Here is a 12,442-nt window from a genome sequence, read left to right as displayed (position 1 = left end):
AGTATCAGCTCTTAAAAAAACTTAATTATTCAGGAAGCTTAGATTTAATTCTACCACCTAAAATATGGGCATGAATATGAAAAACCATTTGTCCGCCTTCTTTACCAGTATTAAAAACAGTCTTAAAACCCTTTAATCCTATTAGCTTGGCAATTTTTGGAATACTAAGCATAAATTTACCCATAAGCTCTTGATCATGTTGGGTTAGATCGTTTAAGCTAGCAATATGCTTTTTAGGGGTAACAAGGATATGCATTTCAGCAACTGGGTTGATATCATGAAACGCAAAGATATTTTCATCTTCATAAACATTTTTACATGTTATTTCACCACTAATAATCTTGCAAAAAATACAATCTGACACTTATTTCTCCTTCTTAAAATTATAGTAAATTAAGCATACAACTCCAACAACTATAAAGCTAGTACTATGATTACTAATAAAGTTTTGTAGTTTAATTAGCGGAGTTGTGTCTTTATTTAAAGTATATATTACTCCCAAGGTTGTCAAAGCTATTCCACAACCTAGAGCAAATCGATATTTTTTCTTAGTCTCTTTTAAGTCATTAGTTTGATTTGATGAAGTAGTGTTTTTTAGATTCATTTGTGTGTGTTGTAAAATATCAAAAACCATACGTGGAAGGTCCGGTAGCTTATCACTAACTCTAGGCATATTTTCCATAGAGCGATGGTAGAAACCTCTTATACCCATTTGCTCTTTCATCCATTTTTCTAAGATCGGTCGAGATGTCTCCCAAATATTTAATTCAGGACAAAGTTTCTGTCCAAGGCCCTCGACATGAAAAAGTGTTTTTTGTAATAAAGTAAGCTGAGGCTGTATATTCATATTAAAACGACGAGCTACTGCAAAAAGTTGCATCAAAGTATAACCTAGAGATATCTCTTTCATAGGTTTTTCAAAGATTGGTTCACAAACCGTTCTAATTGCTGACTCAAGTACATCAACACGCGTATCACTTGGAACCCAGCCTGATTCTATATGTAGCTCAGCAACTTTACGATAGTCACGTTTAAAAAATGCTAAGAAATTGCCTGCTAGATAGCGTTGATCATCGCGATTGAGGGTACCAACAATACCAAAATCTATCGAAATATATTTAGGATCAGCTGGATTTGATACATCAATAAACATATTACCAGGATGCATATCAGCATGGAAAAAACAGTCATCAAATACCTGTGAGTAAAAAATTTCTACACCACGCTGTGCTAATAGACGCCGATCAACACCTAAAGCATCTAGAGTTTCTATATCAGAAACTCTCATACCACCAACTCTCTCCATTACCATGACGGTAGAGCTAGTATATTCCCAGTATATTTTAGGAACATAATGTATAGCTGAGTTTTCAAAGTTTCTACGAATTTGTGAAGCATTTGATGCTTCACGGACTAAATCAAGCTCATCAAAAAAGCTTTGGTTTATCTCTTTAACAATCTCAACAGGCTTAAATCTTCTTATTTCTTTGAGTTTACTAATTAAAGTTGCAAATAGTAGCATCAAAGAAGTATCTAGCTTGAGAATTTTCTCAATGTCAGGGCGTAGTACTTTAACTACTACTTTTTCATCATTTTGTAATACAGCACCGTGAACTTGAGCAATAGATGCTGACGCTAATGGAGTACTTTCAAAACTTTTAAAAATCTGGTTTATAGGTTTTTTTGCGGCTTTTTCAATTTGTTCAACAGCTATCTTATTATCAAAGGGTGGGACATTATCTTGGAGCTTAGAGACTTCTTTTATTACATCTGGAGGTAGTAGATCAGCTCTAATTGATAACGCTTGTCCAAATTTGATAAAGATAGGTCCAAGTCTTTCTAAAGCTTCCCTAATACGCACACCATGCTCAAGTCTGCGTATTCTTGGAGAATAGTAAAATGGATTTAGAAATAGCAAGGCTCTTAGAGTTTTCATTCTTGTCGCTCGAATTGGTTCATTGATTAGACAATATTTATTTATAATATAAAAAATATATATAAGCCTTAGAAATTTTTTAATCATTGTATAAGCCTTGTAATAAATTTAGCTTTGCCTCTATTCTATCAGTAGCCTGCTTTAGTGCTTGGACTTGACGGTAAAAGATATTAATTTCATTTTGCGATATCAAAGTTTTTTTCTCTTCTGTTAGGAAGTCTTTGATATCGACAATAGTCTCTTGTCGTGAGGTTTTAAAGTATTGTTTTGCTTTCTGAAAAGGTTTAGCAACAAATCCAGCAAATTCAGGACTGGTAAGTTCAGATATTTTATAAACTAAATCAATATCAACTGCATCTAAAAATTTATTAAAAGCATTAAGATCTTTTAAGCTACCTTGATAATCAAGTTTTTCAGCTATTAATAATTCTTGTAGGTTTTTATTGAAAATAAGTTCTAAAATATAAGCTAAGTTACCACTTAAAATGTTTTTAGCAGGTATGTTGTTAGCATGTATTTTAGAATCTTCTACTTTAAGTGTAATCATTAAGTCAATGTCCACGATATTGACACTTAAAGTTTTACCATTCAGAGGTAATAATAGCGCAGTTGCCTGAGGATCAAGTTTAGGCAAAAAACTTAAAGCTGTATTTACTAGTTTTAGCATTTTAATATTTATATCCAATATGTAGTGCTACAATACCACCAGTCATGTTTTGATATTCGACATTATCAAATCCAGCATCATACATCATCCGTTTTAGTGTTTCTTGATCAGGATGTTTGCGGATTGATTCAGCTAGGTATTTGTAGCTTTCAGCATCTTGAGTAATAATTTTACCTAAAAATGGCAACGCTTTAAAAGAGTATTCATCATAAAACTTCGAAAGCAAAGCTATGATAGGTTTAGAAAATTCTAGTACTAGTAGGCGACCACCAGGTTTTAGAACTCGGTACATTGATGCTAGAGCTTTATCCTTGTCAGTGACATTTCTAAGACCAAATGATATCGCGATACAATCAAAGTAGTTGTCAGGGAAAGGTAGACATTCAGCATTAGCTTGGACATATTCAATATTACCAACGCAACCCTTGTTAGTTAGTTTCTCTTTGCCTACTTCTAGCATTGATGAGTTAATGTCACTCAAAATTACTTTGCCTTGTGAACCTACCATTTGACAAAATTTATATGCTAAATCGCCCGTACCACCAGCAAGATCTAAGACATTGTCGCCCTTACGAACGGCAGACTTAGCAATAGTTTGTTTTTTCCAGATGCGATGAATACCGAAGGACATTAGGTCATTCATCAAGTCATATTTAGCTGCTACTGAATCAAATACTCCAGCTACCTTTTTTTGTTTTTCTTCCCAAGGCACTTGTGTAAAGCCAAAATCTGTTGTTTTATTTTCTTTAGACATCTAAACTAAATTGTAATATTGAGATATTATTTCATTATAGCAGAATATCAAATATTTGTATTGGCAAGATACCATTAATATGGGGGTTGAAGATGTATATATTATCTGGGGATATCGGTGGGACTAATACTAGATTAGAGGTTTCTCTTCTAGAGAATGGTGTGACACAAAGTATAGTTATAAGAAAGTATAAAGGAGCGAATTTCAATTGTTTACCTGATATCATCGATAAATTTTTGTCTGAAGTTGATTTGGTAGGACAGATTGGTTCTGCATGCTTAGCTGTAGCGGGTTTTGTCTTGAACGGTGAGGTTGAGGTAACCAATCTGCCATGGATGGTTTCTGAGCAGTATATCTCAGAGGGCCTTGGGATAGACAAAACTAAGGTTAAAGTAATCAATGACTTTGAAGCGATTGGTTATGGTATAGAAACACTCGATAGAGAAAAGGATATCATCACAATCCAAGAAGGTAAAAAAGATGATGACAACCTATGTGCTGTAGTTGGTGCTGGTACAGGTTTAGGAATGTGTTTAGTCAGCTACGATAAGGATGATAAGCCAAGAGTTTATAAAACAGAGGGAGGGCATGTTGATTTCTCGCCTGTTGATGATGAGCAAGTTGAGTTATTTAAATTTATGCGCAAGACTTTTCATCGTATCTCCCCTGAGAGATTCTGTAGTGGCTATGGTATTTATAATATCTATAAGTATGTAGTGCGCAATCCTTTATATGATCAGCCTGAATGTATGGAGCTACGTAGAGCATTATTTAGTGTTTCAGATTCAGATAAGGCAGCAGTAATAGTTAAGTATGCTATTGAGCATAGAGAACCATCAGCATTAAGGACGATAGATATATTTTTAAGTATATACGGTTCAGTTGCAGGAAACTTAGCACTTACAAGCTTACCTTTTAGAGGACTTTATATTGCTGGAGGTATTGCGCCAAGGCTTATCAAACAAATAAAAGAAAGTAAGTTCTTAGAGAAGTTTAGAGACAAGGGTAGAATGTCAAATATGATGAAAGATTTTCCTGTGCATATTATTATGAATACTGATGTTGGGTTGATAGGTGCGCGTACTTATGCTGCTGGTTTAGTAAATTAGCTTAGTTTTTGCTGATATTTTTATTTTTTTCTTTATAATATTCTGATAATTTCATAGTACATATTGCTGTTAGATATACTCCCCCAAAGATTGCGATAATAATATAAAAAATAGTGGATATAATAAAAATAACTGATAGTATCGCAAGCTCACTAATACAAAATATCGCAAGGATAATTACTAAAAAAATGTAGCCTAATATGTTTTTATATGAGCAGGCTTTATTTTTTGCTAAACGGGTTTTATCAATAATTAGAGTTTTTTCGCTCATGTTTTGCTTATATTGTTGTCGTGAACTAATTATACATTTATGAAATATTGCTTTGCAAACTAAATATTAAAATTATCTTTTAATATGTTTGGATAAATAGATTGACTGTATTATCAAGAATATAAAAGTTATGCCTAAAAGACCAAAAAGCTTAAATTCCATCCAAATATTTGTAGAGAAGAAATACGCCACAAATAGATTAAGTGTGCCTAGAACGGTAAAGTAAGCTCCCCACATATTGTTAATTTCTTTCCATTTGTGTTGTTTTAGGTCGATGGTATCTTTGAGGATTTTTTGCATAGGAGTTTCTTTCATTGTATAAGTGGTAATTATTAGACCAATACCCATTAACCAGTTAATTATACTTACTTTCCATTTTATAAACTCCTCATTATGAAAATATAATGTAGCACCACCAAAAATAGCGACTAATAAGGCTATAAAAATTTGTATTTTAGCAACTTTTCTATGAGCTATATATTCCCAGATCACCTGTGCTAGTGTTACTATGATTAGTGCTGCTGTAGCAAAGAAAATATCATATATTTTATAAACACCAAAAAATACAATTGCAGGAAGCAGATCATTAATCATTTTATTCATTTTTATTGATACTAAGTGTTGTATAATATCTTAGAAGTATAACGTTTGTTGTAGAAATTATGAAGAGATTAATTGAATTATATAGCTATGGTAGTAATGTTTCCGAGCTAAAAGAGCTTGCTAATATTTTAGGTAATGATGGTGTTATAGCTATACCAACTGATTCAGGATATGCCTTAGCTTGTCAAATGAAATCAAAGAAAGGTATAGACAAAATTATTAAAATAAGAAATTTAGATAGTAGTCATAATTTTACGCTTTGTTGTAAAGATTTATCAGAGATATCAGAATATGCAAAGGTTGATAATAATGCCTATAGATTATTAAAAAGATATACTCCTGGTCCATATACATTTATTTTAAATGCTACAAAAAAAGTATCATCGTTATTAGTTACTAAATCTAAGAATACTGTTGGTATTAGAGTTAGTGAGCATTATGTACCACGGGCAATATCTGCTGAAATTGGTGAGCCATTAGTTATCAGTAGCTTTATAATACCTGATCACCAGCATGTTGTCACAGACTGTACCGAAGTTGATAACCAAATAATGAATTATCTAGATGCTGTAGTTGAATCAGACTACTGTGGCTATGAGCCAACAACTGTTGTGGAATTACTAGAATTACCATATCAAATTCTAAGACAGGGAGCTGGTGAAATAGATCTTTAGTTTTAGTAAAAATATTTTGATAGGCACTATCTATTCAAAGTTAATTTTAGACTAAATTGTTAATGAAATTTAGATCTTTCTACTACTTCGGATAAGTGTATAACTTAGTGAACCTAATAGGCAAATAATACCACTAAAGGCAAATATGATAAGAAAATTATTATTTGTGACATCAAGAATAACTCCAGTAATTAAAGGGGCTAAGCCAGCACCTATGAAGTTGGCAAAGTTTTGAGCGCCACCGATTATGCCTAAAAGTTGTGGAGGTGATATATCAGCCACAAGAGCCCATGTTGGCGAAATTCTTAGTCCAAGGCAGAAAATAGTAATGCCAATGACACAGACAATTACAAAAATATCATCTATAAAAGGTATTACTAATATTGATATAGAAGCTATAAGGCAGCCTGTTATAATCGGAGTTAAGCGTGAAACAATGACAGAAAAACCTTTCTTAATCATCAAGTCTGAAATTATACCACCAAGCATTACCGAAGCAATGCCAGAAATAAATGATGCTGAGGTGGCTATACTCATTTCAGATAAGCTTAAATTTTTTACCTTTATAAAATAAAAAGGTAGCCAGGTTAGAAATAACCAGTAAGCATAAGAAGAACAAAGATTGCCAATGCATAGAAACATTACATTTTTATTTCTAAGAGCTTCTATTAGTGATATTTTTTGGGTTTTTCTATAGATTATGTTTCTTTCTAAACGTTGTTTTTTATGTATAAACCACCATATCATGGCAACAAACAAGCCAATAGCTCCAAGTAGAATAAACATTCCCCGCCAGTTGATTAGTAGCATTAGACCTACTAACAGTAGTGGAGCTAAAATACTAGCAAGCCTAGGCCCAAGAGCTACAATTGATGATATAAGCCCTCGTTGTGAAGCTGGGAAGCGTTGTTGAATTATCTTAGTAGCAACTATGAAAAAAGGTGCTTCAGCAACCCCTAATAACAGTCTTGTAATGAGGATTGAATAGAAACCCACTACTAAGCCACCAAGTACACATGCTAAAGACCATGCGATCATACTTATTAACATCACTTTATTAATACCAAGCCGGTCGATTAGGTATCCAGCTGGTAGACTAGCTAAAGCATATGGCCACATAAATGCAGAAAGTAACACACCCATTTCAATAGAGTTGATGTTAAATGCAGCTGCAATCTCAGTATTAGCGATGCTCAGTGTTGAGCGATCAAGATAGTTTAATAGTGCTAGAAAGAATAGCAATAAAATTATCAAATTATTATAGTAAGATTTTTTCATTGTAGTGATTATCTTACTTTACACGCATACCTGATTGGGCGCCATGATGAGGTTCAAGTATATATATACCTTTACCATCACCTGCAGCTAAAATCATTCCTTCAGAGATACCAAACTTCATCTTTCTAGGCGCTAGGTTAGCTACCATTACAGTGTGCTTGCCAATTAAATCTTCGGGTTTGTAAGCAGACTTTATACCAGCAAAAACTTGTTTTGTAACACCACCTAGATCTAATATTAGTTTAAGTAATTTATCCGCACCCTCAACATCTGATGCTTCGACTATCTTTGCTACGCGTAAATCTATCTTCATAAAATCATCAAAGCTACATTCTGCAGTGATATCTAGTTTAGGGGTTTGTTTTTGTTGTTGAATTTGCTCTTTTTCTAGCATTTTCTTTGTATCCTCTAAAATTTTATTAACTTTTTCTTTTTCTATACGAGTCGCCAGAGGCTTAAATTTATTTATTCTATGATTTATTAAAAACTTTGGTGCATCATTCCAGTTTGCTAATTCTACATTTAAAAATTTTTCTGCCTCGGCAACAATACTAGGGATAATAGGCTTAAGATAAGCAACTAAAATCTTAAACATATTTATACCTTGTGAGCAAACTTGATGTAACTTTTGCTCTTGACCTTGTTCTTTTGATAGCTGCCATGGCTTATGGTGATCAATAAACTGATTCGCTTTGTCAGCCAGTGACATAATCAGTTTTACCGCAGTTGCAAATTCTCTTTTTTCAAAAGCTTGTGTGATTGCTTGGTGGTTGTTACTAAATTCTTTTGCAAGTTCTTTATCAAAAACTTCAACCGCTAAAACAGCATCAAACTTTTTATAAATAAATCCAGCACAACGACTTGCAATATTAACAACTTTGCCAACAATATCAGAATTCGATTTTGTGATAAATTCTTCTAAATTTAAATCTATATCAACTATACGAGATGTTAACCTAGAAGCAAAGTAATATCTAAGGTAGCTAGGTTCTAGGTTATCTAAGTATGTTCTAGCTTGAATAAATGTACCACGTGATTTAGACATTTTCTTACCATTAACGGTTAGAAAACCATTTGCGAACACACTAGTAGGAGTTTTATATCCGATAGAAGTCAAAATAGCTGGCCAAAATAGTGCATGGAAATAGATTATATCTTTACCAATAAAATGATAAAGTTCACTATTACTAGTGTTATTGCCCCAAAATTGATCAAAATTAATATTATTCTTATTACAATAGTCTCTGAAACTTGCTATATAACCCATAGGAGCATCTAACCATACATAGAAAAATTTTTGCTCATTAGTATTAGGTATTGCAAAACCAAAGTAAGGAGCATCGCGAGATATATCCCAACTTTGTAAGCCTTGTTCAAACCATTCAGTTAATTTATTTACTAACTCAGGTTGTAGCAGGGTATTAGAGTCTATCCAATTTTTTATATCTTTTTCTAGAGCTGGTAAATCAAAGAAGTAGTGTTCAGAATTCTTTTGTATCGGAGTTTGGCCAGAAATTATAGATCTTGGATTAATAAGCTCTGTAGGGTCATAAGTTGCACCGCAAACTTCACAGCTATCACCATACTGATCCTCAGCTTTACATTTTGGGCAAGTACCCTTGACAAATCTATCTGGTAAAAACATTTTTGCTTCAGGATCATAAGCTTGAGCTATTGCTTTTTTTGAAATAAGGTTTTGTTCATTAAGCTTATTATATATATCTTCTACAATCTCTTTATTGAGGACATTATGAGTAGAGTGATAGTTATCGAAATTAATTTCAAAATCAGCAAAGTCATGTTGGTGATTATTAGAGTATTTTGCAACTAGTTCTTCTGGAGTAATGCCAAGATTCTTAGCTTTAAGCATTATTGGAGTGCCATGAGTATCACTGCCACAAACAAAAATACATTGATTCCCTTGCAGTTTTTGAAATCTAACCCAGATGTCAGATTGTATATAGCCGAGCATATGGCCTAAATGTAAGTCGCCATTAGCATATGGCAGAGCATTAGTAACTAGTATCTTTCGCATTTCGATTACTTAATATAATTTAAAATTATTAACAATGATTTTGCTATTATAAAGTTTTTTCACTATTTTGTTTAGCTAAATTTTTACAGGATTTAAGTCTATAGACGAACAACGGGGTTAAGTTTTTTGTAATAACTTTAAAAGTTTATTAAATAATACCTTATTAGAAGGTAATAAGAATTAATTCTTAGAACAAGAAATTTGTTATATATTTTTATGCTAACTCAATCTAACTTTTTCAGACTAACTTAATTAAGAGGTTTTTGCTGTATTACATGGTGTTTAAATTTAGGTTAGAAAGTTATAATGTTTATAAAGTAATAAACTTTACCATATTATTCTCATATTTTAGTTAAACGAAAAAAGGGGAAATAGTATGAAAAAAACGACTTTACTTTTAGTTACCAATACTAGCAAAGCAAAGATCTATGATATAAATGGGATTAAATATACTCACATTCAAGATTTGGAACATCCTCAAAGTAGACTAAAAACGCAACAATTAATAACCGATAGCCCTGGGGATTATCAAACCAGAAAATTTATTCCCTCATCGGATCCTCACAAGCAAGAACAACTTCATTTTGCAAAGGTTATTGTAAAATTTGTTGAAAAGATGGTAAAGCAAAAAAATTATCAAAAAATAATATTGTGTGCAGAACCTTATTTTTACGGGTTATTAAATCAATCTTTTTCTAACACTTTAAGACCTTTAATAATAAAAGTAATTGAAAAAGATTATATTCCTCTACCAGAAAGTAAGTTAAATAAAACAATTGAGGAAATAATCCATGAGTCTGTTTAGGGATCGTACCGATGCTGGTCAACGGTTAGCCGAGCAATTAATAATGTACAAGGATAAGAAAGATATTTTAGTTTTAGCTTTACCACGTGGTGGGGTGCCAGTTGCATTTGAAATTGCTAATAAATTACATCTTCCGATGACAGTTTTTCTTGTTAGAAAACTTGGTGTTCCTGGAAATGAGGAATTTGCAATAGGGGCTATTGCTGAAGAAGATATTTGTATACTCAACCAGTATTTGGTCCAACAGTTAAATATTTCTAGAGAACAAATTCAACATGTACTGCAAAAGGAAAAACAAGAGCTAGAGCGACGATTATATCGTTATCGACAGGGAGAGAAGTTACCGTCACTGAAAAATAAAACAGTAATTATAGTAGACGATGGTATTGCTACAGGTAGTACATTCAATGCTGCTATCCAATCGTTAAAGACATTAAAACCTAAAAAAATAGTTCTTGCAACGCCGGTAGCTAGTTTAGATAGCCTACAAAACCTGTCATCGCAAGTAGAAGAAGTTATTTGCTTAGCAACCCCAGAACCCTTTTATGGAGTTGCTCAATGGTACAAAAATTTTAATCAGACAAGTGATGAAGAAGTTATACAACTACTCCAAAAATCATTCTGACAGCTAAGGTAAGTCTATGACAAAACAAACCCACATTATTTCTAACAAAATAATCAAATTGTTAAATGATACAGTTGTAGCTTTTGATGCTACCAAAACATCTTCTTACCAAAAAATTGGTGACTTGATAGGAAATGCGCGTATTGTTCTTATGGGTGAAGCTACGCATGGTACAACGGAGTTTTATCAGGTCCGTATGAAATTAAGCAAATATCTTATTCAAGAAAAAGGATTCCAAGCAATAGCAATTGAAGGAGATTGGACTAGTGCGTATCCTATTCACCATTATTGTCAAGGTATAGGTAGAATTGATGACGCAAAAGAGGCTCTTAATTCTTTTGTGCGTTTTCCTCGATGGATGTGGTACAACACTGATATGGTAGAGTTTATACAACAGCTTCGACAGTATAACGACAACTATAAAGATAAATCTGATAAAATTGGTTTTTATGGACTTGACTTATATTGTTTAACTGAGGCTGCACAAGCAGTTATCAATTACTTAGAACAGCATGACCCAGAGGCGGCAAAAAAAGCAGCTAAACGCTATGCATGTTTTGATCATGCGCATATTGATCCGCAACTTTATGGCTATGCAGTTGAAAAAAAATTAAAAAAATCTTGTTCAGCTGATGTTACTACACAGTTGATAGAGGCTTATTACTTGGCTTATCAAAAACTAAATATTGAAAATGATCTTGATTCTAAAGAGCAACAATTTTACATGACGCAAAATGCTCGTGTAGTTAAAAATGCAGAGAATTACTACAGGGCTATGTTTGAGGCTAATCAAAATACTTGGAATATTCGTGACCAACATATGGCTGATACCTTGCAGAATATTATGTCTCATTTAGAAACATTAACCAATAAACCTGCTAAGGTAATAGTGTGGGCTCATAATTCTCATATAGGAGATGCTCGTGCAACAGAAATGTCAGAGCGTCAAGAAGTAAATTTAGGTCAATTAGTAAGAGAACGCTTTAATACAACTAGTTTTTCCTTAGGATTTTCTACCGCTGTTGGCGTGGTTACAGCCGCTAGTAAGTGGGGAGGGAAAGCTGAATACAAACTTATAAACTCACCTCTTAAAGGTAGTTATGAATGGCTTTTCCATCAACTTAATGAAAAAAACTTTTTAGTAAATCTCCGTGAAAAAAATTATGTAACAGAGTTGTTAAAATTGTCTCACTTACAACGTGCTATAGGAGTTATTTATAGTCCTGAAACAGAACGTATGAGCCATTATTATTTTTCACACCTATCATATCAGTTTGATGCTTTGATACATTTTGACCAAACACAAGGGTTAACACCACTTAAATAGTTAACTTAGGTAAGTTTTTATTATGAATAAATATAAGTTAACAAAATAAGTTATAACTAAAATGTCATTGATAAAGAAGTATTAATTATTTTAAGTTGAAAGATTTTATAATGTTTTACTTGATTTTATATATTATTCATATACAATTATTTTCCACATGGTTTAGGAGAGGTGGCCGAGTGGCTGAAGGCGCTCCCCTGCTAAGGGAGTATAGGCGTTAAACCCTATCGAGAGTTCGAATCTCTTCCTCTCCGCCATTTTACGATTTTTCAAATTGGGTGCTTAGCTCAGCTGGGAGAGCATCGCCCTTACAAGGCGAGGGTCGGGGGTTCGAACCCCTCAGCACCCACCACTAATT

Annotated in this window: 13 protein-coding genes and 2 tRNA genes; 7 read left to right on the top strand and 8 right to left on the bottom strand. The window is 33.1% G+C overall.

Going from position 1 to position 12,442, the window contains the following annotated elements; all coding sequences use genetic code 11:
• Positions 1-25 precede the first annotated feature (25 nt).
• From CGC45_RS06815 to ubiE, 4 genes are read right to left on the bottom strand one after another with little or no spacing between them, the layout of a single operon-like run.
• Positions 26-364 carry a histidine triad nucleotide-binding protein gene (locus CGC45_RS06815; RefSeq protein WP_071629563.1) on the bottom strand — a complete coding sequence of 113 codons (339 nt, stop codon included), beginning with the start codon at positions 362-364 and terminating at the stop codon, positions 26-28.
• On the bottom strand, positions 365-2,023 hold the full coding sequence (gene ubiB, locus CGC45_RS06810) for a ubiquinone biosynthesis regulatory protein kinase UbiB (protein ID WP_071629562.1): 1,659 nt from the start codon (positions 2,021-2,023) through the stop codon (positions 365-367).
• Complete coding sequence (locus tag CGC45_RS06805; protein ID WP_071629983.1) at positions 2,016-2,603, bottom strand: ubiquinone biosynthesis accessory factor UbiJ; 588 nt, start codon at positions 2,601-2,603, stop codon at positions 2,016-2,018. The genes ubiB and CGC45_RS06805 overlap by 8 nt, the downstream gene beginning before the upstream one ends.
• 1 nt (position 2,604) lies before the next feature.
• Positions 2,605-3,357: a bifunctional demethylmenaquinone methyltransferase/2-methoxy-6-polyprenyl-1,4-benzoquinol methylase UbiE gene (ubiE, locus tag CGC45_RS06800; protein ID WP_071629561.1), complete on the bottom strand. Its 753-nt coding sequence runs from the start codon at positions 3,355-3,357 to the stop codon at positions 2,605-2,607.
• Between the two features lie 92 nt (positions 3,358-3,449).
• Between ubiE and glk the strand changes: the two genes are divergently transcribed.
• A complete protein-coding gene (glk, locus tag CGC45_RS06795; RefSeq protein WP_071629560.1) occupies positions 3,450-4,466 on the top strand; it encodes a glucokinase in 1,017 nt (338 codons plus the stop codon).
• Position 4,467: 1 nt separating this feature from the next.
• On the opposite strand, the gene CGC45_RS06790 is transcribed toward glk, so the two are convergent.
• The gene (locus CGC45_RS06790) at positions 4,468-4,737 is read right to left on the bottom strand and encodes a hypothetical protein (RefSeq protein WP_071629559.1); all 270 of its coding nucleotides are present in this window, start codon (positions 4,735-4,737) and stop codon (positions 4,468-4,470) included.
• Positions 4,738-4,809: 72 nt separating this feature from the next.
• Complete coding sequence (locus CGC45_RS06785; RefSeq protein WP_071629558.1) at positions 4,810-5,340, bottom strand: septation protein A; 531 nt, start codon at positions 5,338-5,340, stop codon at positions 4,810-4,812.
• 59 nt (positions 5,341-5,399) lie between these two features.
• On the opposite strand from CGC45_RS06785, the gene CGC45_RS06780 reads away from it, so the two are divergent.
• The gene (locus CGC45_RS06780; protein WP_071629557.1) at positions 5,400-6,014 is read left to right on the top strand and encodes an L-threonylcarbamoyladenylate synthase; all 615 of its coding nucleotides are present in this window, start codon (positions 5,400-5,402) and stop codon (positions 6,012-6,014) included.
• A 69-nt stretch (positions 6,015-6,083) separates the two neighbouring features.
• On the opposite strand, the gene CGC45_RS06775 is transcribed toward CGC45_RS06780, so the two are convergent.
• Together CGC45_RS06775 and metG are read right to left on the bottom strand one after the other, a co-directional pair.
• Positions 6,084-7,292, bottom strand: coding sequence for an MFS transporter (locus CGC45_RS06775; protein ID WP_071629556.1), 1,209 nt, complete (start codon positions 7,290-7,292; stop codon positions 6,084-6,086).
• A gap of 13 nt (positions 7,293-7,305) precedes the next feature.
• Complete coding sequence (gene metG, locus CGC45_RS06770; protein ID WP_071629555.1) at positions 7,306-9,327, bottom strand: methionine--tRNA ligase; 2,022 nt, start codon at positions 9,325-9,327, stop codon at positions 7,306-7,308.
• A gap of 376 nt (positions 9,328-9,703) precedes the next feature.
• On the opposite strand from metG, the gene CGC45_RS06765 reads away from it, so the two are divergent.
• From CGC45_RS06765 to CGC45_RS06745, 5 genes are all read left to right on the top strand, one after another.
• Entirely contained in the window at positions 9,704-10,132 is a 429-nt protein-coding gene (locus tag CGC45_RS06765; RefSeq protein WP_071629554.1) for a host attachment protein, read from the top strand.
• Positions 10,119-10,757, top strand: a complete 639-nt coding sequence (locus tag CGC45_RS06760) for a phosphoribosyltransferase (protein WP_071629553.1) — start codon at positions 10,119-10,121, stop codon at positions 10,755-10,757. The genes CGC45_RS06765 and CGC45_RS06760 overlap by 14 nt, the downstream gene beginning before the upstream one ends.
• A gap of 16 nt (positions 10,758-10,773) precedes the next feature.
• The gene (locus CGC45_RS06755; RefSeq protein WP_071629552.1) at positions 10,774-12,084 is read left to right on the top strand and encodes an erythromycin esterase family protein; all 1,311 of its coding nucleotides are present in this window, start codon (positions 10,774-10,776) and stop codon (positions 12,082-12,084) included.
• A 165-nt stretch (positions 12,085-12,249) separates the two neighbouring features.
• Positions 12,250-12,341 (top strand) — tRNA-Ser (locus tag CGC45_RS06750).
• A gap of 19 nt (positions 12,342-12,360) precedes the next feature.
• Positions 12,361-12,436 (top strand) — tRNA-Val (locus CGC45_RS06745).
• Positions 12,437-12,442: the final 6 nt, after the last annotated feature.

It is taken from the genome of Francisella opportunistica, from assembly GCF_003347135.1.
Classification (GTDB): domain Bacteria; phylum Pseudomonadota; class Gammaproteobacteria; order Francisellales; family Francisellaceae; genus Francisella; species Francisella opportunistica.
Note: the sequence above shows the minus strand (reverse complement) of the source record. Positions and strands in the feature narration are given on the sequence as shown.

Excerpts from the sequence above, each read along its gene's own strand:
- ubiB (WP_071629562.1), bottom strand. The coding sequence starts at position 2,023 with ATGATTAAAAAATTTCTAAGGCTTATATATATTTTTTATATTATAAAT.
- CGC45_RS06805 (WP_071629983.1), bottom strand. The coding sequence starts at position 2,603 with ATGCTAAAACTAGTAAATACAGCTTTAAGTTTTTTGCCTAAACTTGAT.
- ubiE (WP_071629561.1), bottom strand. The coding sequence starts at position 3,357 with ATGTCTAAAGAAAATAAAACAACAGATTTTGGCTTTACACAAGTGCCT.
- glk (WP_071629560.1), top strand. The coding sequence starts at position 3,450 with ATGTATATATTATCTGGGGATATCGGTGGGACTAATACTAGATTAGAG.
- CGC45_RS06790 (WP_071629559.1), bottom strand. The coding sequence starts at position 4,737 with ATGAGCGAAAAAACTCTAATTATTGATAAAACCCGTTTAGCAAAAAAT.
- CGC45_RS06785 (WP_071629558.1), bottom strand. The coding sequence starts at position 5,340 with ATGAATAAAATGATTAATGATCTGCTTCCTGCAATTGTATTTTTTGGT.
- CGC45_RS06780 (WP_071629557.1), top strand. The coding sequence starts at position 5,400 with ATGAAGAGATTAATTGAATTATATAGCTATGGTAGTAATGTTTCCGAG.
- CGC45_RS06775 (WP_071629556.1), bottom strand. The coding sequence starts at position 7,292 with ATGAAAAAATCTTACTATAATAATTTGATAATTTTATTGCTATTCTTT.
- metG (WP_071629555.1), bottom strand. The coding sequence starts at position 9,327 with ATGCGAAAGATACTAGTTACTAATGCTCTGCCATATGCTAATGGCGAC.
- CGC45_RS06765 (WP_071629554.1), top strand. The coding sequence starts at position 9,704 with ATGAAAAAAACGACTTTACTTTTAGTTACCAATACTAGCAAAGCAAAG.
- CGC45_RS06760 (WP_071629553.1), top strand. The coding sequence starts at position 10,119 with ATGAGTCTGTTTAGGGATCGTACCGATGCTGGTCAACGGTTAGCCGAG.
- CGC45_RS06755 (WP_071629552.1), top strand. The coding sequence starts at position 10,774 with ATGACAAAACAAACCCACATTATTTCTAACAAAATAATCAAATTGTTA.